Annotated in this window: 18 protein-coding genes; 16 read left to right on the top strand and 2 right to left on the bottom strand. The window is 60.9% G+C overall.

Annotation, left to right across the window (positions count from 1 at the left end; genetic code table 11):
- Positions 1-2 precede the first annotated feature (2 nt).
- The 4 genes from ACGYLA_RS09995 (at position 3) to ACGYLA_RS09980 (ending at position 2,478) form a co-directional block, all read left to right on the top strand.
- Entirely contained in the window at positions 3-707 is a 705-nt protein-coding gene (locus tag ACGYLA_RS09995; RefSeq protein ID WP_394374336.1) for a helix-turn-helix domain-containing protein, read from the top strand.
- A gap of 21 nt (positions 708-728) precedes the next feature.
- The gene (locus ACGYLA_RS09990) at positions 729-1,184 is read left to right on the top strand and encodes a PaaI family thioesterase (protein WP_152467132.1); all 456 of its coding nucleotides are present in this window, start codon (positions 729-731) and stop codon (positions 1,182-1,184) included.
- A gap of 194 nt (positions 1,185-1,378) precedes the next feature.
- The gene (locus ACGYLA_RS09985; RefSeq protein WP_394374339.1) at positions 1,379-1,777 is read left to right on the top strand and encodes a DoxX family protein; all 399 of its coding nucleotides are present in this window, start codon (positions 1,379-1,381) and stop codon (positions 1,775-1,777) included.
- On the top strand, positions 1,774-2,478 hold the full coding sequence (locus tag ACGYLA_RS09980) for a glutathione S-transferase family protein (protein WP_043753650.1): 705 nt from the start codon (positions 1,774-1,776) through the stop codon (positions 2,476-2,478). Before ACGYLA_RS09985 ends, ACGYLA_RS09980 begins: the two co-directional genes overlap by 4 nt.
- A gap of 461 nt (positions 2,479-2,939) precedes the next feature.
- Here ACGYLA_RS09980 and ACGYLA_RS09975 read toward each other — a convergent pair whose 3' ends face one another.
- Complete coding sequence (locus tag ACGYLA_RS09975) at positions 2,940-4,460, bottom strand: class I adenylate-forming enzyme family protein (RefSeq protein ID WP_394432134.1); 1,521 nt, start codon at positions 4,458-4,460, stop codon at positions 2,940-2,942.
- A gap of 26 nt (positions 4,461-4,486) precedes the next feature.
- Positions 4,487-6,487: an NADPH-dependent 2,4-dienoyl-CoA reductase gene (locus ACGYLA_RS09970; protein WP_152467196.1), complete on the bottom strand. Its 2,001-nt coding sequence runs from the start codon at positions 6,485-6,487 to the stop codon at positions 4,487-4,489.
- Between the two features lie 126 nt (positions 6,488-6,613).
- On the opposite strand from ACGYLA_RS09970, the gene ACGYLA_RS09965 reads away from it, so the two are divergent.
- The 12 genes from ACGYLA_RS09965 to ACGYLA_RS09910 all read left to right on the top strand — a co-directional run bounded on the left by ACGYLA_RS09965 (position 6,614) and on the right by ACGYLA_RS09910 (position 20,475).
- Positions 6,614-7,795, top strand: a complete 1,182-nt coding sequence (locus tag ACGYLA_RS09965; protein ID WP_043753664.1) for an acyl-CoA dehydrogenase family protein — start codon at positions 6,614-6,616, stop codon at positions 7,793-7,795.
- Positions 7,792-8,571 carry an enoyl-CoA hydratase/isomerase family protein gene (locus ACGYLA_RS09960; protein ID WP_027264403.1) on the top strand — a complete coding sequence of 260 codons (780 nt, stop codon included), beginning with the start codon at positions 7,792-7,794 and terminating at the stop codon, positions 8,569-8,571. The genes ACGYLA_RS09965 and ACGYLA_RS09960 overlap by 4 nt, the downstream gene beginning before the upstream one ends.
- 9 nt (positions 8,572-8,580) lie before the next feature.
- Positions 8,581-9,741 (top strand): acyl-CoA dehydrogenase family protein, encoded by a 1,161-nt coding sequence (locus ACGYLA_RS09955; protein ID WP_027264402.1) that lies wholly within the window; start codon positions 8,581-8,583, stop codon positions 9,739-9,741.
- A gap of 27 nt (positions 9,742-9,768) precedes the next feature.
- Complete coding sequence (locus ACGYLA_RS09950) at positions 9,769-11,160, top strand: phenylacetate--CoA ligase family protein (RefSeq protein WP_136340197.1); 1,392 nt, start codon at positions 9,769-9,771, stop codon at positions 11,158-11,160.
- Positions 11,157-12,764, top strand: coding sequence for an acyl-CoA carboxylase subunit beta (locus ACGYLA_RS09945; protein ID WP_152467130.1), 1,608 nt, complete (start codon positions 11,157-11,159; stop codon positions 12,762-12,764). Before ACGYLA_RS09950 ends, ACGYLA_RS09945 begins: the two co-directional genes overlap by 4 nt.
- 10 nt (positions 12,765-12,774) lie before the next feature.
- Complete coding sequence (locus tag ACGYLA_RS09940; protein ID WP_152467129.1) at positions 12,775-14,781, top strand: biotin carboxylase N-terminal domain-containing protein; 2,007 nt, start codon at positions 12,775-12,777, stop codon at positions 14,779-14,781.
- A 4-nt stretch (positions 14,782-14,785) separates the two neighbouring features.
- On the top strand, positions 14,786-15,745 hold the full coding sequence (locus ACGYLA_RS09935) for a hydroxymethylglutaryl-CoA lyase (protein ID WP_152467128.1): 960 nt from the start codon (positions 14,786-14,788) through the stop codon (positions 15,743-15,745).
- A 12-nt stretch (positions 15,746-15,757) separates the two neighbouring features.
- Positions 15,758-16,672, top strand: coding sequence for an SDR family NAD(P)-dependent oxidoreductase (locus ACGYLA_RS09930; protein ID WP_152467127.1), 915 nt, complete (start codon positions 15,758-15,760; stop codon positions 16,670-16,672).
- Positions 16,672-17,466, top strand: a complete 795-nt coding sequence (locus ACGYLA_RS09925; protein WP_152467126.1) for a citryl-CoA lyase — start codon at positions 16,672-16,674, stop codon at positions 17,464-17,466. Before ACGYLA_RS09930 ends, ACGYLA_RS09925 begins: the two co-directional genes overlap by 1 nt.
- Before the next feature lie 3 nt (positions 17,467-17,469).
- Positions 17,470-18,633: an acyl-CoA dehydrogenase family protein gene (locus ACGYLA_RS09920; RefSeq protein ID WP_152467125.1), complete on the top strand. Its 1,164-nt coding sequence runs from the start codon at positions 17,470-17,472 to the stop codon at positions 18,631-18,633.
- Positions 18,634-18,644: 11 nt separating this feature from the next.
- Complete coding sequence (locus tag ACGYLA_RS09915) at positions 18,645-19,484, top strand: MaoC family dehydratase N-terminal domain-containing protein (RefSeq protein WP_152467124.1); 840 nt, start codon at positions 18,645-18,647, stop codon at positions 19,482-19,484.
- A gap of 211 nt (positions 19,485-19,695) precedes the next feature.
- Positions 19,696-20,475: an ABC transporter ATP-binding protein gene (locus ACGYLA_RS09910; RefSeq protein ID WP_028288584.1), complete on the top strand. Its 780-nt coding sequence runs from the start codon at positions 19,696-19,698 to the stop codon at positions 20,473-20,475.
- Positions 20,476-20,489 lie beyond the last annotated feature (14 nt).

Genomic DNA, 20,489 nt, shown 5'->3' with positions numbered 1-20,489 from the left:
TGATGGAGCCGCCGCGTTATCTCGAACTGGCTCCGCCTGAGGAAGCGGCCAAACAGATCGACCATTTGTTCGTGTTCCGCGATACCGGTGTGCTGAGCGGTGGTGGACACGGGCGGTTCGCAACCGACCTCTTTACCCTTTCGGTAACGCGCTACGACAGCGGCGGCGGGCGCGTATCGCTGGCAGAACCGCGCCCCTATTTTTCGCCCCGCCCAAGGCCATTCCTGGGTGTCGTGGCCGGGCTGCGACTGTCGTCACGACCGCAGCGATTTCCCGACTCCAAAGGGCTGGACATGCTGGCCTCAGAACTGGCCCGGGTTCAGAACGGGGACGATGACCTGCCTGCGCTCATCGCGGTGCTTGACGGCCTTGCGAGAGACCTGCGCTTTGCCGCACCAACCGGAGCTTACAGCGACCGGACCAAACGTCGAAAGGTGCGGGCGGAAACCGGCGTGTCGCGGCGGCGGCTTGCGACCTTGCGACGCTTTCGCCGGGCTCTCGGGCAGCTTGCGTCAAAGACCCTGCTGCTGAGCGATCTGGCGCTGGACGCCGGATACTACGATCAATCTCACTTGTCCGCCGCTTGCCGGATCTTCGCCGGCAAACCGCCCGGCGCGTTGCGCGCTCTGTCTATTCCGCGTCGTTTTGACCTTTCGCTACAAGATACGCGCCTCAAAGACCGCCTAAGATTGGTCATTGACGAATGAAATCGAAGAGGAAGACCCGCCATGACACAATTCAAACCGAAAAACCCCGACTATGACGCACGCGTGCGCAACAGTTTCGATCGCCAGAAGGTGATGAACACGTTGGGGATCAGCATTGCCGAGTTGTTACCCGGCCGCATCGTTCTGGAAATGGCACATCAGGTTGCACTGACCCAGCAGCATGGGTTTTTGCATGCCGGAATCCTGTCGACAGCGCTGGACAGCGCCTGCGGATACGCGGCCTTTTCGCTGATGCCAGCGGACGCGGCAGTGTTGACGGCCGAATTCAAGATCAACCTACTCAACCCGGCGGACGGCGAACGGTTTCGCTTCGTCGCTGACGTGGTGAAACCAGGCAGGACGCTGACCATATGCGAGGCGCGTGCCTATGCCGTGAAGAGCCAGGATGAAAAGCTCGTCGCAACGATGACCGGAACGCTCATGGCGCTGATCGGGCGGGCGGGGGTCGCGGACTGAGCGCAACCCGGCCGCAGCACATCCGATCCGGGCGGCCGGGCCGATTATTCAGACAGCTGGATCAGCTGTTCCAGCGGCTCGCGACCTCGGCCAACCGTTTCCCGTAGGCGCGCGCGGTATCCAGATCGCCGCCAGCAGGTTCAGACCTGCCAAGCGGTAATGTTAGCCTTTAGCAGTGCGGTCGCCGATTATTCCTGCTCCGTATAGCACTCGGGATCATGTTCCTGGCGCACAGCCTGTTTCTCAAGCTCTTCATTTTCACACTTCCCGGAACGGCGCAGTTCTTCATTTCGATCGGGCTGCCCGGCTGGTTTGCTTATATGGTCTTTGCAGTCGAGGCGATTGCCGGTGCCCTTTTGGTCCTCGGCGTACAGGCTCGGTGGGTCGCGTCGGCGACCGTGCCCATCCTGGCCGGTGCGACCTGGGCTCACTCCGGAAACGGCTGGATGTTCGGATACGAGAACGGCGGGTGGGAATACCCGGCCTATCTGACGCTGCTTGCCATCGTGCAAGGGCTTCTGGGCGACGGCCGTTTCGCCCTCAGCCCTTCCTTCGCGCCCGGTAACGTGCAGATGGCGGGAGAGACAACATGAGCCTCCACCTCATTAGCCATGCGCTCTGCCCATATGTGCAGCGCGCGGCGATCTCGCTCACTGAGAAAGGTGTCACGTTCGAGAGAACTGACATCGATCTTTCGAACAAGCCCGACTGGTTTCTTGCCATATCTCCGCTGGGCAAGACGCCTGTCCTGGTTGTGGACGGGACGCCGATTTTCGAATCTGCGGTTATCCTCGAATATCTTGAGGATACACAACCCCACGCGCTTCATCCGCACGACGCTCTCGATCGCGCCCGCCACCGTGCCTGGATTGAATTTGGATCTGCTGTCTTGAACGACATTGCGGGGTTCTACTCGGCGCCGAACGAGAAAGCGTTGGAAGAAAAAGTGGCGGCGCTCCGCGCAAAGTTCCTTCGGCTGGACGCGGAGCTTGGGGAGGGACCATGGTTCGATGGCCACCGGTTCAGCCTCGTCGATGTCGTATTCGGCCCGGTCTTCCGCTATTTCGACGTTTTTGACACCATCGGAGAGTTTGGCGTCTTCACAGGGCTTGCCCGTGTAAGGGCCTGGCGACATGAACTGGAGCGTCGGGTTTCTGTGAAGAATGCCGTCAGTGAAGATTACCCGACCCTTCTGCGTGACTTCATCAGACGGCGCAATTCTTACCTGTCCCAGATCATGCAGACAGGAGGGCCGAAGAAGACAGTTACACAGGTGCGATCGGCTGACCGCTGATCACTTGATATCGTTTTGTCGGGCCGCAGTACAGAACCGGACGTTTGAGGTCGCTTGGCGAATGTCCGCTTTGTCCCGCACATCGGATAGTCGCCGACTTTCCCTTGAAGGCCCGCAGCAGCCCCAACCGGCAATTGCCGGCAGTCCATGCCCGTCGGTGCGATGCGCCGGGTTACTGCTGCCCCCACAGCGCAACCGGGAACAAACCACCGATCGCACTGATGAATGGCTCAGGGATCTACGAATCCTCCTGAGCTCAAACACCCGGAAAACCCTAGCCGTGTAGTCCGACAGAGGGCTGCGCTTCAATCGCGGGTCAATCTATCCCAGATGGTGGATCACTTTCAGGGGGTTACTCCAAAGGGCGGGGATAAGAAGCTCGTGGCAACGAGGATAAGAACGCTTTTATCGCTATTGGGGCGAACTGGCGTGGCTGGCTGACGATCGGGTCAGAGCGAAAATTAATCTGCGAGCCGGGCTTCGAGGATATGCCGCTGGATCTTGCCGCTGGTCGATCTGGGAAAATCCTCGAACGCGATGAAGCGAATTTCGCGTGGTCGCTTATAGCCAGCGAGGCTTTCGCGGCACAAGTTCAGCAGCGCCTCGGCATCCGGCCCGTCATCGTCACAGGCGACAAAGGCCACCGGGCTTTCCCCCCATTTCGCGTCGAAGGCCCTTACCACGGCGGCATCGATCACATCGGGATGAGAAAGAAGCACACGTTCGATTTCCGCCGGATAGACGTTTTCACCTCCGGTCTTGATCAGGTATTTCGCCCGATCCACAAAGTCGACGGTGCCGTCCGCATTGCGCCGGAACAGATCGCCCATGTGGAAAAAGCCGTTGCGAAAGTCACGGGCATTGGTGTCGTCGGCGTTCCAGTACCCGGAAAACAGCGTCGGACCCCGAAGCGCCATTTCGCCCGGCGTTCCATCGGGGACTTCGCGGTCGTCGGGATCGACCAGCCGCACCTCGCAAAAGGCGCTGATGCGCTTGGACAGCCGGTCCGGGGTCACACCCGGCGCGATCAGATCGGCGGTTCCCGGCGGCAGGCCGGTTTCGGTCGCCCCGAAGGAATTCAGATAGGGCGTGTCCAGAAGACCGGTCAGTTCCGCGATCTGATGCGGCGGCACCAGATCAGCCATTGCGCCGCAAACCTTGATCCCCTTCAGCGGCAAAGGGTTGGCGTGCCGTTCGTTAATAAAAGCCTCCAGTGCCCCGGGCATCATCACGAACCAGCCGATCCTGTGGCGTGACAGCGCCTCGTTGATGACGGCGGGCTGCAGCCCGTCCACCATCACCACGGTCCCGCCCCGCAGGATCGTTGCCAGCGCATGATCGGTGGAGGCCATGTGGAACATCGGCGCCCAGGCGATGAACCCGTCGCCGGGATCCAGCGCCAGCTGGGCCGCAAAAACCATGGATCGGGCGATATGCGCGCGGTGGCTGATATGCGTCCCCTTGGGCAGGCCCGTGGTCCCCGAGGTATAGAGGATCGTCAGACCGGCCTCGGGGTCGTCAACCATGGTTCCGGTGCGCGGGTCCGGCTCGACCCCGGCAATGGCCGTTTCCAGGTCTGGCCCGACGGTTAGACAGGGTGTCGACGCGACGGCGCGGTAAGCTTCTGAAAGTTCCGGTTCGACAACCGCGAGAACCGGCTCGACCAGATCGATGCAGTGCCGCAGTTCATCGGGGGCAAGCCGCCAGTTCAGACAGGCGACGATCGCGCCGATTCCCGCTGCTGCAAGTTCGACCTCCAGGTATTCTGAGCGGTTATGCGACAGGATCGCGATCCTGTCTCCGGGCGCCACGCCTCGTGCCAGAAATACAGCCGCCAGACGATCGACCCGCTCCAGCAGTTCTGCATAGGTCAGTTTTCTGCTGCCGTCCTCGATGGCGAGGGCGCGGGCGCAGTCATGTGCGCGGGTTCGAAAGATCGAATACAGATCAGCGCGCCCCGCGCGGATGACGTCGGTCAGCATAGTTTCCCCCTTGCCCGAGCCTCGGTTCAGAGATCCTGCGCCAGGCGCACGCCCTCATCAATGGCGCGCAGCGCATCCAGTTCGGCGGCCTCCTTTGCCCCGCCGATCATCGTAACCGGGACGCCGCGCGCTACAACCTCTTTGGCCAGGGCCCGTTCCGGTTCCTGACCGGTGCACAGCACAATTGTATCGGCTGCGATGACCGTCGGGTTTCCGTCCGCGACGATGTGCAGCCCCGCATCGTCGATATGTTCATAGGTCACCCCGCCCATTGCCTCGACCCCATGTTTGCGCAGCGCGTTGCGCAGGATCCACCCTGTCGAAACACCAAGCCCCGCGCCCGGTTTAGCGGTCTTGCGCTGCAGCATGACGACCTTGCGGCGCGACGGCTTCGGTGCCAGAGGGTCGCCCGCCAGGGCACCCGAGGAGACAAACTCGGGGTCCACTCCCCAGGTTTCGCAAAAGACGTCGGAATTCGCGGTCTCGGCGGGTTTGGTCACTAGGAACTCGGCCACATCATGACCGATGCCCCCCGCCCCCATCACCACGACACGGTCGCCCGCCTCGCGGTCACCGGACAGAATTTCGGCGTAGGTCGCGACGCTGGGATGGTCGATACCCGGCAGGTCGGGAATGCGCGGCGTGACCCCGGTGGCGATGACCACATGGTCAAATCCCTCAAGATCGCTCGCCTCTGCCCGCTGTCCCAGACGCTGCGTGACCCCGTGTTTCTGCATCTGACCGGCATAATACCGCAGGGTTTCGTCGAATTCGTCCTTGCCTGGTGCGGCGCGGGCCAGATTCAGCTGACCGCCCAATTTGTCCTGCGCTTCGAACAGGGTGACATCGTGGCCCAGCCGTGCCGCCTCGGCGGCTGTGGCCATGCCCGCGGCACCACCGCCAACGACGGCCACTTTCTTTGGCGTGTCGGTTGGCGTATCCCGGAATTCCGTTTCACGCCCGGCCCTTGGATTGACCAGACATCCGACCGGCCGGTCCGAAAAAATGAAATCCAGGCAGGCCTGGTTGCAGGCAATGCAGGTGTTGATCTCGTCTGCGCGGCCCTCGCGCGTCTTTTTCACGAAATGCGGATCGGCCAGAAACGGGCGCGCCATCGAGATCATGTCCGCATCGCCAGAGGCAAGTATGTCTTCTGCAAGCTGGGGTGTATTGATCCGGTTCGAGGCGACTACCGGGATCGACACCGCCGCTTTGACGTTGGCTGCCGCCTTGCGCCAGGCACCGCGCGGCACCGGGTAGGCGATCGTCGGCACGCGGGCCTCATGCCAGCCGATGCCGGTGTTCAGGATATCCGCACCCGCAGCCTCGATCTTGCGGGCCAGTGCGGCAATTTCTTCGGCGGGCGCGCCGCCCTCGACCAGATCGGCCGCCGAAATCCGGTAGATGACCAGAAAGTCGGGGCCGCAACGTTCGCGCACCGCGCGCACGATCTCGACCGGGAATCGGTGGCGGTTCGCGGCGCTGCCGCCCCAGTCGTCTTGGCGCTTGTTGGTGTGGGTGACGGTGAATTCGTTGATCAGGTATCCCTCGGACCCCATGATCTCGACGCCATCAAAGCCTGCGGCCAGCGCATTGGCGGCCGCTACGGCAAAATCCTCGATGGTACGGAGAATGTCGGCTTCGGTCATTTCACGCGGGATGAAACGGTTGATCGGGGCGCGGATCGGCGACGGGGCCACACACCCTTCGATCTTGGCATAGCGCCCGGCGTGGAGGAGTTGCGCGCAGACCAGGCTGCCTTCGGCCTGCACCGCCTCGCAGATCGGGCGCAGGTCAAGCGCTTCTTCCGGGTCATCGATTCTCGGACCTTCTGGATCGAATATGCCCTCGGCATTGGGCGAAAACCCGCCGGTGACCAGAATCGCCGCCTCCCCCCGCGCACGCTCGGCGTAAAACGCGATCTGTTTGGCTATGCCGTCAGGCTCGGTTTCCAACCGCGTGTGCATCGACCCCATGATGACACGATTTCGCAATGTATGCTGGCCTGCGCGGATGGGCGAGAGCATGGTTTCAAAGCTTCCATCTGGTCTATTTTTCACTTTGGTTCTCCTCCTCAAAACTGCACTTGATCTACATTCTAACATTTGTTAGATTTTTGGAAAGAAGATTTTCGCTCATGGGGAGGAGCACCGATGCAATTCCAGCCTACAGACGATCAGAAGGCGTTTCGCGAGACCGCAAAGCGCTTCGCAACTGAAAGGCTTGCGCCCACATATCAAGAACGCGCCAGCGGCCATACATTCGACCGTGCGCTGATCAAGGAGATGGGCGCACTGGGGCTGATCGGGGCCGATCTGCCCGAGGAATTCGGGGGTCTCGGCGAAAGCTCTGTCACGTCAGGGCTGATCGTCGAAGAGATCGCCTATGCCGATTTCAACGCAAGTTACGTGCAGCTTCTGGGCTCTCTCATGGGCGGAATGGTTGCCAAACATGCCTCCAAGGACATCGCGTCGGAATGGGTGCCCAAGGTTGTTTCGGGTGATGCGGTCATTGGCCTGGGCCTGACAGAGCCGCGCGGCGGTTCGGATGCGGCGAACCTGATTCTGAGGGCCGAGAAATCCGGCAACGGCTGGCGGCTGAACGGTGAAAAGACATCCATGAGTTTTGCCAGTCAGGCGGATGCGGCGGTCGTCTTTGCCCGTACCGGCGATCCTGATGGCGGCTCACGCGGGGTCAGCGCCTTTTTCGTCGATCTGAACCAGGAAGGCATCAAGCGCACCCATTTTGACGACATCGGCACCAAGCCTGTCGGGCGCGGCTCGGTTTTCTTTGACGATGTTTTCGTGCCGGCTGAAAACATGATGGCGGAACAGGACCATGCCTTTGGCACGATCATGGCGGGCTTCGACTATTCCCGCGCACTGATCGGGCTGGAGTGCCTGGGGGCCGCGCAAGCGTCGGTGGATGAAACCTGGGCCTACGTTCAGGAGCGCGAGGCATTCGGAGCCCCGATCGTGCAGTATCAGGGTGTCAGCTTTCCCTTGGCCGAGGCCGAGACCCAACTGACCATGATGCGCCAGCTTTGCTATTACACGTTGGACCTGCGCGACCGTGGCCTGCCCCACACCTCTCAGGCCGCCATGTGCAAATGGTACCTGCCCAAAACCGCCTGCGAGATCCTGCACCAGTGCCTGATCCTGCACGGACATTACGGCTACACCACCGACCTGCCCCACCACCAGCGCTACAACGATGTGCTCGGCTTGCAGATCGGTGACGGCACCGCGCAGATCCAGAAGCTGGTGATCGCCCGCGAGAAGGTCGGTCGCATGGCGCTGCAGTATGACAAGAAGGCGAAGGGAGCCTCGAAATGAGCGACCCCATCCTCGTCACTTCCGAGGGCAACACCGGCATCATCGAACTGGCCCGCCCCGAGAAATTCAATTGCCTGTCACTTGAGGTGCATGAGCGTATTTCTGTCGCGCGTGCGGAATTCGAGGCGAACCCCGCTATTCGGGCGATCCTCATCCGGGCGCAGGGCAAGCACTTTTGCACCGGTGCCGATCTGGTGGAAGTGAAAGGTAAATTGAACGATCCCGCCGCGCTGGACCATTTCATCGCCTTTGGCATGAACAACCTGCGTGCGCTCGAAACCTCCTCCCTCCCTGTCGTGGTGGCAGTGCAGGGGTTGTGTCTGGCCGGCGGGATCGAACTGATGCTGGCATGCGATGTGTGTTTCGCGGCCGAAAGCGCCCAGTTTGGCGATCAGCACGCGCAATTCGGGCTGATTCCCGGTTGGGGTGGCTCGCAGCGGTTGACACGGTTGATGGGGCAGCGCAGGGCGCTCGACCTGATGTTCTCGGCCCGCTGGCTCAAGTCGGACGAGGCCAAAGAGGCCGGATTGGTCAACTACATCGTGCCGGATGCGGACCTGCACAAGTCTGCGCTGGAATACTGCGAGAAAATCGCCACCCGTTCACGTCCCGGCATCGCCGAGATGAAGCGGTTGGCGCGCGAAGGCGCGGACCTTGGTATCGACCAGCAGATGCGGCTTGAGCGCGATGCCGCCGTGCGCGCACTGCCCAGCGATGACGTGGCCGAGGGCCTCGATGCATTCGAGAACCGGCGCGCCCCCGAATTCAAGGCTTGAGGACGAAGCATGGATTTCATTTTGAACGACGAACAACGCCAGATTTACGACTATGGCGGCCAGCTGGCGCAGAAGTTCGACAACGATTACTGGCTGAGACACGCACGCAAGCACGAGTTTCCGCACGAAATGTTCCGCCAGATCGCCGATGACGGCTTCCTCGGCATCATGGTGCCCGAGGAATATGGCGGCGCGGGCCTTGGTATGACCGAAATGGCCCTGTTCATGGAGGGCACCGCCAATCACGGCATTCCTCTTTTGATGATGGTGGTCGGGCCGACCATGTCGCTGGCCCATATCGCCAGCCACGGGAGCGAGTTCCACAAGAAAGAACTGCTGCCGGCTGCCTGCCGCGGTGATATCCAGTTCTGTTTCGCGATCACCGAACCGGGGGCCGGGTCTAACACGATGAAGGCCACTACGCTGGCCAAGCGTCGAGGCAACCGGTTCAGCCTGTCGGGCGAAAAGACCTTCATCACCGGGGCCGAAGTGGCCGACTACTGCCTCGTGGTGGCGCGGACCAAACCGCATACCGAGGTCAGCCGCAAGACCGACGGCTTTACCCTGTTCGCCGTGGATCTGAAGAAAAAAGGCGTCGACAAGCAGCGGGTGAAGATCTCGATCCCCCTGCCCGAGGAGCAGTGGACACTGTTCTTCGACGATGTGGATCTCGGCCCCGAGGATGTGGTCGGCGAGGTGGACGAAGGGTTCTCGATCCTGTTCGACAGCCTCAACCCCGAGCGTATCATCCTGGCCGCCTTGTGCTGCGGCATCGGCCGGTTCGCCCTGAACAAGGGCGTGGCCTATGCCTCCGAGCGCAATGTGTTCGGCCAACCCATCGGTGCGCACCAGGGCGTGCAGCATCCGATGGCCAAGGCGCACACAGCGGTCGAGATGGCCAGTCTGATGACCCGGCGCGCGGCATGGGAGTTCGACAACAAGCTGCCTGCCGGTGCGTCGTCGAACATGGCGAAATATGCCGCCGCCGAAGCCGGGATCGAAGCGGTCGACGCGGCGCTTCAGGCGCATGGTGGATCGGGCTTTACCGAAGATACGGGACTTTACGAAATGTACCCGCTGGTCCGCCTGCTGCGCACAGCGCCGGTGAACCGCGAACTGTGCCTGAGCTTTATCGGCGAAAAGGTCATGGGCCTGCCACGATCCTATTGATCGCCACGGCTTGGAACGGAGAACGACATGCAATTTGGAATGCGCTTCCGGCGGGAGGATGCCGCCGACAAGGTAAATGATCGCTTCTGGCACGCGATCGAGGGCACGCCGCTCGACGAGGTGCGCCGTATTCAGGAAGAGCGGCTGCGTGACCAGATGGCCTATCTCAAGTCGAATTCGACCTTCTATCAGGAAAAGTTCGCCGACGCCGGTGTCGATTTCGACGAGATTCGCAGCATCGAAGACCTGCAGAAGCTGCCTTACACCTACAAGACCGAGATCCGCGAAAGCCTTGCTGCGGAACCGCCCTTCGGCAAGCACCGCGCGGCACCAATGTCGGACATCATCCAGATGCAGGCCTCGTCGGGCACCACCGGCAGCCCCTCGTATGTGGCCCTGACCGAATCCGACGCCGAAATGTGGCACGAGATGACGGCGCGCTGCTTCTTCGCCAACGGGGTGCGACCGGGCGATATGGTGTTGCACGCGTTTTCGCTGGCCAAGGGCTTTGTCGGCGGCATCCCGGTGATGCAGGGATTGCAGTACATGGGCACGATCGATGTGCCGGTGGGGGCGGATGGCGGTGCAGAACGTCTGCTGCGCGCCTGCGCAGACACGCGGCCGCGTTGCGTGGTCGGCGCTCCGAACTTTGTTCTGCACCTGGCCGAAAAGGCTCCCGAGGTGCTGGGATGCAAGGCCAGCGAACTGGGTATCGAGCGCGTGATCGTCGGCGGCGAACCCGGCGGCGGCATTCCCGCAATTCGGGCAAAGATCGAAAAGGCCTGGGGTGCGAAATGCACCGAGATGCTGGGCGGCACCGATCTGGGCGTGACATACTGGGCCGAGTGCGACGCCCAGTCGGGTATGCACATGGTCAACATGGACTATATCATCACCGAATTGCTCGACCCCGAAAGCGGCGAAATCATCCCCTGGGAAAAAGGTGCCGAGGGCGAGATGGTCTATACCGCGCTCGGCCGCCAGGCGAGCCCGCTCGTGCGGTTCCGGTCAGGCGATTATATCGAAGTGATCGATACCGAATGCTCCTGCGGCCGCACCGGGCCGAAGATCCGCTGTACCGGCCGGACCGACGACATGCTGATCGTCCGGGGGGCCAATGTCTTCCCGTCGGCGATCAACAGCGTCATTACCGAAATGGTGCCGGACACCAATGGCGTCATGCGCATCGTGGCCGATTTCGAGGGCCACACCACGCAGGGCGCGCTGACGGTGATTGTCGAACGCGGCCCCAATCGCGATCCGGCCGATGACGTCACCCTCAAAAAGAAAATCGAGCAGCGCCTGCGCGAATCCTTGGTCTTCAAGGCCGACGTTCACCTGGTTGCGGCCGACACTTTCGAAAAACCTGGCGCCGCCAAGGTCGCCTTCGTTCTCAGGAAATATCCAGACCTGCCATGACTAGAATGAAATCCCTTCTCGACACCGCGTCGGACGACTTCCGCGCCAACGACGTGTCTTACCGCGAAAAGGTCGATGAACTACATGCCCTCCGGCTCTTACAGCGCGTCGGCGGCCCCGAAATGGCGCGCAAACGTCATGTGGACAAAGGCAAAATCCTGCCGCGCGAACGGATCGAACGACTGATCGACCCGGGCACACCATTTCTGGAACTCGGCGAGTTGGCCGGACTGAATATGCACAAGGGAGTTCCACCCGGCGCCGGCATCATCACCGGTATTGGCGTGATCGAAGGCCGTCAGTGCATGATCATCGCCAATGATGCCACCGTAAAGGGCGGCACCTATTTCGGGATCACCTGCCGCAAACACGTCCGGGCACAGAAAATTGCCTGGAAAAACCGCCTGCCCGTCATCACCCTCGTGGACTCCGGCGGTGCCTTCCTGCCCGACCAGGCCAACCTTTTCCCCGACGAAGGCCAGTTCGGCTCCATCTTTCACCAACAGATCGGCATGTCTGGCGATGGTGTGCCGCAAATCGCCGTGGTCATGGGGCCCTGCACCGCGGGTGGTGCCTATATCCCCGCGCTCTGTGACGAAGTGGTGATCGTGCGCGGTCAGGGCTTTATGTATCTAGGCGGACCGGAATTGACCTTTGCCGCAACCGGCGAAAAGGTCGAAGCCGAAGAACTGGGTGGCGGCAAGATGCATTCGTCCGTCTCCGGTGTGACAGACCATTTGGCCGAAGATGACGCCCACGCTCTGGCCATCACGCGCGAAATTGTCAGCCATCTTGGCGAAAAACCCCAACCCCGCAAGACGCCCGAAACGCCCCGTGCGCCCGCCTACCCGGTCGAAGAGATTTATGGACTCATCAGCCGCGACCCCAAGGTGCCGACCGACAACCGCGAAATCGTGGCTCGGTTGGTCGATGAGAGCGATTTTCACGAATTCAAACCGCTTTATGGCGACACGATCATGACCGGCTGGGGCCGCATCCACGGCCACGAGGTCGGTATTCTCGCAAATACAGGCGTGCTTTTCGTCGAAGCCGCACTGAAGGCCACGCATTTCATCAATCTCTGCGTCCAGCGTGATATTCCGCTGCTGTTCCTGGCCGATGTGAACGGCTTCATGGTGGGCCGCGAGGTCGAGCAGATGGGCATTGCCAAGGCTGGCGCCAAGATGATCACGGCCATGTCTTCGGCCCGGGTGCCGAAATTCACCATTATCACCGGCGGCTCCTATGGGGCGGGATACCTGGCCATGCTGGGCCGCCCGTTCCAGCCGGACGCAATGTTTGCCTGGCCGACGGGACGGTCGGCGATCATGGGGCCGGAACAGGCCGCCAGCGTGCTGGCTCAGGTCCGCGCGCAGATCAACGAACGCGAAGGCAAAAGCTGGACCCCCGAGGAGGAGGAAGCCTTCAAGGCACCGATCCGCAAGGAATACGAAGATTTTCAGGGAGCCTATAATTTTGCTTCCAACCTTTGGATCGACAGCGTGATCGAGCCCTGTGAGACCCGTGATGTCATGGCGCTGATGCTGGATGTGACATCGCGCAGACCCAAGGTCGATACCAAATTCGGCGTGTTCAGGATGTGAGGAGCGAACCGTGAAAATCAAGACGCTTCTGATCGCCAACCGCGGCGAAATTGCCTGCCGGATCGCGCGCACTGCGCGGGCCAGCGGTATCATTCCCGTCGGCGTGCATTCGCAGGCCGACGCCAATGCCCTGCATGTCCGCGAGATTGGCAAATCTGTCTGTATCGGCGCCGGACCTGCATCCGAGAGCTATCTGAAAATCGACGCGGTGATTGCCGCTGCGCAATCAGTGGGCGCGGATGCGATCCATCCCGGTTATGGCTTTCTGGCCGAAAACCCCGATTTTGCTCGTTCGGTCGAAGCCGCCGGCATGATCTTCATGGGGCCGACGCCTGAAACGCTTGAACGTTTCGGCGACAAGGCCAGCGCCAAAGAGGCCGCCGTGGCGGCCAGCGTCCCGGTGATTTCGGGCGCCGAAGGTGCGCGGTCCGATCCCGAGCAGATTGCCGAGGAGGTGCGCCAAATGGGCCTGCCGGTGCTGCTCAAGGCGGTCGGCGGCGGTGGTGGGCGCGGACAACGGCTCGTCACTGACGAAACCACGCTGGTCGAGGACATCGAAGGCGCGCTGCGCGAAGCAAAATCCACCTTCGGCTCCGAAGGGCTGCTGTTGGAGCGTTTCCTGCCCGAGGCGCGCCATGTTGAAGTGCAGATCGCAGGTGACGGCAAAGGCCATGTGGTGCATCTGTTCGAACGCGATTGCACGCTTCAGCGCCGCCACCAGAAGGTCATCGAGGAAGCCCCGGCCTGGGGTCTGCCCCGAACGCTTCTGGACGACATCGCACGCGACGCGGTGCGCTTGGGCGAAACGCTGGACTATCGCGGGCTGGGCACGGTCGAATTTCTGGTCGCGGGTGGCGAGTATTTCTTCCTTGAGGTGAACCCGCGCATTCAGGTGGAACATCCCGTCACCGAAGCGATCACCGGGCTGGACCTTGTCGCGCTTCACCTGCGGATTGCCGAAGGCGCGGGCCTTGGACTGGTGCAGGACGATCTGACGATCAACGGCCACGCGGTCGAGGCGCGGCTTTACGCCGAAGATCCGGCGATGCAATTCGCCCCGTCGACGGGCACGCTCTCCACGCTCAGCCTGCCATCGGGCCTGCGCATCGACAGCGGCGTCGAAGAAGGCGATGCCGTCACGCCCTACTACGACCCGATGATCGCCAAGCTGATCGTGCACGCGCCCGACCGGGAAACCGCATTGGCACGTCTGGCCACGGCGCTTGATCATGTCGCGGTCGAAGGTGTCGAGACCAATCGCGCCTTTCTAACGGCGCTGGCGCGAAACCATGAATTCGAACGGATGCAGGTGCATACCCGCTGGATCGACGGCAGGCTGGATGAGCTGACACAGGCACCCGGCCTGACCCGCCCCGATCTGTGGAAGGCGACCGCTGCCATTCTCTTCGTGACCCAGTCGCGCAGCGACACAAACGCCAATCCCTGGACCAACCGTGATGCCTTTACCGGCTGGCGGCTTGGACTGGGCGGCGATGCGATTGAAGCGGGGCAGCGCGTGACGCTTACCGATTCTGACGAGGTATCCGAAGAACTGCGCGTCAGTCCTGTCAAACCGGGTGCCAAGTACACCATCCATTCGGAGAAAGGCGAGGCGCTGATACTGTCGGCACGTGAACTGACCCCGGGCCGTTGGCGTGTCGGCGAAGGCGACACCGTCCATCTGATCGACGCGCGCCTGCACGCGGGCGTGATCGAACTGGATACGCCCGAAGGCCGCCTGGTATTTCGGCCCGCCGCGCCCCTTGCCTTTGCCGGCGACAATGCCGCGGCGGATCGCGCCGTGACCTCTCCGCTGACCGGCATGATTGTCGAAATCAAGGTCTCCGATGGTCAGAGCGTGGCCGAAGGCGACGTGGTCGCGGTCATGGAATCCATGAAACTCGAAATCTCGATCCGGGCGGCCGCGGCCGGGATCGCCAGCAATATATCCGTCTCGAATGGGGACATGGTCGATCGCGGCCAGGTCATCGCCGAGATCCTGCCATCCGAGGAGTGATGAAATGAGCGACTTTCCCAAATTCGTAGAATTTCGTGAAGAAGGCCCGCGTGAGGGTTTTCAGATCGAAAAGAAGATTTACCCGATCGAAGAGCGGATCGAACTGATCGACATGCTCAGCGAAACCGGCTTGAAACGCATTCAGGTCGGCAGCTTTGTCAGCCCGAAATACGTTCCTCAGATGGCGGACACCGGCGAGTTGTTCCAGCGTATCAAGCGCAAACCGGGCGTGAACTACACATCGCTGTGGCTGAACGACAAAGGGTTTCGCAAGGCCCTGACCGCGCATGAGGTCGATATCGACCCGCGTCTGCTGTTCTATCCTTCCGAAGCATTCGCCCAATCGAACAACAATTGTTCCTCGGCCGAGATGCGGGAAAAACAACGTGACTGGGTCCGTCTTTACAAGGAAGAGGGATATACCGTCGACGCGGCCTATGTGATGACCGCCTTCGGCTGCAACCTCGAGGGCCCCATCCCCCAAGAACGCATCTTGGACGATTTCCGCTTTATCCTTCAGCTATGCGAAGAAGAGAACATCCCCGTGCCGATCCTCGTGGTCGCCGACACCATGGGTTGGGGAAACCCCGAGGCGGTCAAACGGATGATCGGCGCCCTGCGCGAATTGGCGCCCGAGGCGCGCATCGGTATGCACATCCATGACACACGTGGGCTGGGGATCGCCAACGTTTATGCGGCCCTGTCGATGGGCGTGGACATGTTCGAAAGCTCCGTCGCCGGTCTTGGCGGCTGTCCTTTCGCGGGCCACGGCCACGCGCGCGCCGCAGGAAATGTCTGCACCGAGGATTCAGTGTTCCTGTGTCACGAGCTCGGCATCGAAACCGGCATTGATCTGGACAAGCTGATCGCAGCGGCGGTCAAAGCAGAAGAGATCATCGGTGTGCCGCTCATGGGCCGGGTCATGCACACCGGCGGGTTGGACAAATACCGCAAGTCACGCTGAGGGAGCAAGAAGATGACAAAAGCACTTGACGGAAAGGTCGTTCTGGTCACCGGGGCCGGCGGTGGGATCGGGCGTGATATCGCCTTGATGGCAGCCGCAGAAGGCGCCGCCGTGGTGGTCAATGATCTGGGCGCATCCCTGAAAGGCACCGGTCAGACAGAAACTGCGGCGCAGAAAGTCGTCGAAGAGATCAAGGCGGCGGGCGGCGATGCGATCGCCGATGGCGGCAACGTCACCGATCCGGACGCCGCGCGCGCGATGATCGAGGCGGGTGTCAAGGAATTCGGCCGCATCGACGCGGTGGTGAACAACGCCGGCATCCTGCGCGACGGGTTCTTCCACAAAATGACCTACGAGGATTTCGACGCGGTGGTGAAGGTCCATCTCTATGGCGCCTTCAACACCAGCCGCGCGGCGGCCGATTATTTCCGCGAGCAAGAGGGCGGTGCTCTGGTGCACATGACCTCGACCTCGGGGCTGATCGGCAATCTGGCGCAGGCGAATTATTCGGCGGCAAAGCTGGGCATCGCGGCCTTCTCGAAATCGGTAGCGCTCGACCTGAAACGCTGGAACGTGCGGTCAAACTGCATCGCGCCCTTCGCCTGGAGCCGGATGATCTCGTCTATCAAGACAGACACCCCGGAACAGGTGGCACGGGTCGAAAAGATCAAGGAGATGACACCGGCCAAGGTTGCACCGATGGCCTGTTTCCTGATGAGCGACCGCGCGGCTGACGTGTCAGGACAAATCTTTGCGGTTCGCAAGAACGAGATCTTCCTGTTCAACCAGCCCCGCCCGGTGCGGTCGGTTCATTCCGATGATGGCTGGACCGCCGATGAAATCGCCGAGCGCGCCATTCCCGCGCTCAAATCACAGTTCACGCCGCTCGAAGTTTCGGCGGATGTCTTTTCGTGGGATCCGGTTTGATGGGAAAACGCAAAGAAAAAATCAGCTCCGACATTGCCTGGAGCACCTCTGACAAGATCAGCGTGCGTGGGCTCGATCTGCCCAACGAGATCCTGGGCCACATGAACCTCGGCGATCTGGCGTTTCTGCAGTTGACGGGTCGCAAGGCCACGCCCGAGGAAAGCCGCGTCTTTAACGCTATCGTCATTACCTTGGTCGAACATGGTATCACGCCCTCGGCCCTGGCGGCGCGGATGACCTATATGGGGGCGCCGGAATCGCTTCAGGCGGCTGTGGCGGCTGGCTTGTGCGGGCTGGGCACCGTCTTTGTCGGTTCTATGGAGGGTGCCTCGAAGATGCTTTACGAGGCACTGCCACAGGACAAGTTGGGCACCGGTGTCGATCTGGATGCGCTGGCCGTCGAGACGGTGGAAAAATTCCGCGCCCGCAAGATGATCGTGCCGGGGCTGGGCCATCCGGTGCACAAGCCGGTCGATCCGCGCACACCTCGCCTGTTCCAGATCGCTGCCGAGAACGGCAAGTCCGGTGAATACATCGAGTTGATCCAGAAAATTCAGGCCGTTGCCGAAGAAAAATCGGGTAAGATGCTGCCGATCAACGCCACCGGGGCGATCGGAGCGATCTGCTGTGAATTTGGCTTCCCCTGGAAGATCGTGCGGGGCTTTGGCGTCATGGCACGCGCCATCGGTCTGGTCGGTCATATCCTCGAAGAGAGCGAAAACCCGATTTCCTATGAGCTTTGGCAGCGTGCCGAGCAGGAAATTCTTGAAACGTCGGGTCCGGGAGCGAAGTAACCGATGCAGACGTCAGCCCCAGACACTCACACCGATCTGCGCGACGCCTTGCGCGCACTTTGCGCGCAGTTTCCGCCAGAGTATCATCGCAAGTTCGGCGAAGACGAAACCTACCCCGAGGAATTCGTCGATGCGCTGACCCGCGAGGGCTGGCTTGCCGCGATGATCCCAGAGGAATACGGTGGCTCGGGTCTGGGGTTGACCGAAGCCTCGATCATCATGGAGGAGGTGAACCGCTGCGGCGGAAACGCGGGCCATTGCCACGGGCAGATGTATAACATGGGCACGCTGCTGCGGCATGGTTCGGATGAGCAAAAGCAGAAATACCTGCCCGGCATCGCCAGCGGCGCGTTGCGCCTGCAATCCATGGCCGTGACCGAACCGACAACCGGGACCGACACCACCAAACTGAAGACCACCGCGGTCAAGAAAGGTGACCGGTATGAGATCAATGGCCAGAAGGTCTGGATCAGCCGTATCCAGCATTCCGACCTGATGATCCTGCTGGCACGCACCACGCCGCTGAGCGAGGTCAAGAAAAAGTCGCAGGGCCTGTCGATCTTTATGGTCGATCTGAAAGAGGCTATCGGCAACGGGATGGAGGTCCGCCCCATCGCCAATATGCCCGGCCACGAAACCAATGAAGTGTTTTTCGACAACCTGGAAATCCCCGCCGAGAACCTGATCGGCACCGAGGGGCGCGGGTTTTACCATATTCTTGACGGGTTGAACGCCGAACGGACCCTGATTGCGGCGGAATGTATCGGTGATGGATACTGGTTCGTCGACAAAGCCCGCGCCTATGCCGGTGACCGCGTGGTCTTTGACCGTCCCATCGGCCAGAACCAAGGCGTGCAATTCCCTATCGCCAGGTCTTATGTGAACATCGAGGCCGCCAATCTGATGCGCTTTGAAGCCTGCAGGCGGTTCGATGCTGGGCTGGATTGCGGAGCACAGGCGAATATGGCTAAGCTGCTGGCTTCGGAGGCCAGCTGGGAAGCGGCCAATGCCTGCATTCAGACCCATGGCGGCTTCGGTTTCGCACGGGAATACGATGTCGAGCGCAAGTTCCGCGAGGCGCGCCTCTATCAGGTCGCCCCGATCTCGACCAACCTGATCCTGTCATATGTCGGAGAACATATCCTCGGCATGCCAAGATCGTTCTGAAGGCTAGGATTATGGGTGAGATCGACCTTGACGCGCTGGCGCCCTGGCTGGGACGCACCGAGACTAAGGAAGATGTTCTGACGCACGGGCTGATCGACAAATTCCGCGCCACGCTCGGTCCGCATCTTTGGGATGGAGCGGGCGATGTCCCGCTGGGAATTCATTGGTGCCTTGCCCTTGATACCGTGCCAGCGACCGCCCTGTCAGAAGACGGCCATGCCGCGAGGGGTGGATTTCTGCCCCCTGTTCCGCTGCCCGCCCGCATGTGGGCTGGCGGCGATGTTACGCATATCGCGCCGCTGAAAATCGGCGAAACCATCACCCGACGCTCTTCGATCAGGGATATTGTGGCCAAGCAGGGCCGTAGTGGACCATTGGTCTTTGTGACCGTCGAACATGAGTATCTGAGTGGCAACCGGCTTTGTATCCGGGAGCAGCAAACGATCGTTTATCGTGAGATTTCCGCCCCCCGCACGGGCGAGAGCGCACCTGACGCGGGTGACCCCACCACGCTCAGATCGACCCTGACACCGGATCCTGTTCTGCTGTTTAGCTATTCGGCGCTGACGTTCAATGCCCATCGCATTCACTATGACCACATCTACGCCACCGAAACCGAAGCCTATTCCGGGCTTGTTGTCCATGGCCCCTTGCAAGCCACGCTACTTCTGAATCTGGCGGCGGATGCGTTGAAAACATCGCCTCACCGGTTTTCTTTTCGCGGACTCGCGCCACTCACCCTGCCCTGCGAATTGCAACTGCACAATGAAGAGACCGGCACCTCCGGGACAGTCTGGTGTCAGGATCAAAACGGTCTTCGAAGCTTTTCCGCAGAGTACGCGGCTGTCTGATCGTTTTTCTTCGGTAGCGAATTCAATTGTTGACCAAATTTTCTAACATCTGTTAGGAATGGCGGAGAAACTTGGTAAATAAACCAGGCAAACCTCTGAATTTAGAGGTGGGAGGAGGAACAATGCGAGGAAAACTCGTAACCAACGAAAAACCGTGCGGTCAGGCTATGCGCGCCTCCATGAGGTGTGGGGCAAAAGCACGGGCCGCAACATGACCACGAATAACGGGCACGTATCCTCACCGCTTGCGGTGCGTGGTGCAACTTTGAAATTTGGCGGTGTGACCGCGCTCGACGATGTGAGCATTTCTGTGGCCGACGATGAATTGCTTGCAATTATCGGACCGAACGGAGCCGGAAAAACATCACTTCTGAACGTGACTGCGGGCTTCTACCGTCCGCAGAAGGGCCGTGTCGAATTGTCCGGGCAGGACGTGACCGGCCTGCGTGTTGACCAGATCGCCCGGCGCGGTCTGGCGCGGACGTTTCAGGGCACCCATCTTTTTGCCGGGCAGACGGTGGTGGAAAACATTATGATCGGCCGCCACATGCTGATGAAATCGAATGTAGTCCAGGCCTTTTTCCAGTTCGGTCCCGTGATGCGCGAGGAATCGGAACATCGTGAAGCCGCAGAGGAGATCATCGATTTTCTCGAGATCGAGGCAATCCGCAACCGGCCCGTGGGCACGTTGGGGTATGGGTTGCGCAAGCGTGTCGATCTGGGCCGTGCATTGGCGCAGGAACCGTCGATCCTGCTGATGGATGAACCGATGGCCGGCATGAACTCGGAGGAAAAAGAAGACCTGGCGCGCTTCATTCTCGATGTGCGCGAGGCGCGCAAGATTCCGGTAGTTCTGGTGGAGCACGACATGGGCGTCGTGATGGACCTTGCCGACCGGATCGTGGTGCTGGATTTCGGGCGGGTCATCGCCGAAGGCACCCCGGAAGAAATCCAGAAGGACCCGGCTGTCATAAAGGCATATCTGGGGTAGCGGCATGGTCAAAC

The sequence above is a fragment of the Sulfitobacter sp. 1A13679 genome (genome assembly GCF_043557115.1).
Lineage (GTDB): Bacteria > Pseudomonadota > Alphaproteobacteria > Rhodobacterales > Rhodobacteraceae > Sulfitobacter > Sulfitobacter faviae.
The sequence above is the reverse complement of the archived record's forward strand: the minus strand, read 5'-3'. Positions and strand labels throughout refer to the sequence as shown.

Coding starts and splice junctions, on each gene's coding strand:
- ACGYLA_RS09920 (WP_152467125.1), top strand. CDS start 17,470: ATGCAGACGTCAGCCCCAGACACTCACACCGATCTGCGCGACGCCTTG.
- ACGYLA_RS09925 (WP_152467126.1), top strand. CDS start 16,672: ATGGGAAAACGCAAAGAAAAAATCAGCTCCGACATTGCCTGGAGCACC.
- ACGYLA_RS09965 (WP_043753664.1), top strand. CDS start 6,614: ATGCAATTCCAGCCTACAGACGATCAGAAGGCGTTTCGCGAGACCGCA.
- ACGYLA_RS09950 (WP_136340197.1), top strand. CDS start 9,769: ATGCAATTTGGAATGCGCTTCCGGCGGGAGGATGCCGCCGACAAGGTA.
- ACGYLA_RS09945 (WP_152467130.1), top strand. CDS start 11,157: ATGACTAGAATGAAATCCCTTCTCGACACCGCGTCGGACGACTTCCGC.
- ACGYLA_RS09955 (WP_027264402.1), top strand. CDS start 8,581: ATGGATTTCATTTTGAACGACGAACAACGCCAGATTTACGACTATGGC.
- ACGYLA_RS09995 (WP_394374336.1), top strand. CDS start 3: ATGGAGCCGCCGCGTTATCTCGAACTGGCTCCGCCTGAGGAAGCGGCC.
- ACGYLA_RS09935 (WP_152467128.1), top strand. CDS start 14,786: ATGAGCGACTTTCCCAAATTCGTAGAATTTCGTGAAGAAGGCCCGCGT.
- ACGYLA_RS09930 (WP_152467127.1), top strand. CDS start 15,758: ATGACAAAAGCACTTGACGGAAAGGTCGTTCTGGTCACCGGGGCCGGC.
- ACGYLA_RS09910 (WP_028288584.1), top strand. CDS start 19,696: ATGACCACGAATAACGGGCACGTATCCTCACCGCTTGCGGTGCGTGGT.
- ACGYLA_RS09990 (WP_152467132.1), top strand. CDS start 729: ATGACACAATTCAAACCGAAAAACCCCGACTATGACGCACGCGTGCGC.
- ACGYLA_RS09915 (WP_152467124.1), top strand. CDS start 18,645: ATGGGTGAGATCGACCTTGACGCGCTGGCGCCCTGGCTGGGACGCACC.
- ACGYLA_RS09975 (WP_394432134.1), bottom strand. CDS start 4,460: ATGCTGACCGACGTCATCCGCGCGGGGCGCGCTGATCTGTATTCGATC.
- ACGYLA_RS09980 (WP_043753650.1), top strand. CDS start 1,774: ATGAGCCTCCACCTCATTAGCCATGCGCTCTGCCCATATGTGCAGCGC.
- ACGYLA_RS09970 (WP_152467196.1), bottom strand. CDS start 6,487: ATGCTCTCGCCCATCCGCGCAGGCCAGCATACATTGCGAAATCGTGTC.
- ACGYLA_RS09960 (WP_027264403.1), top strand. CDS start 7,792: ATGAGCGACCCCATCCTCGTCACTTCCGAGGGCAACACCGGCATCATC.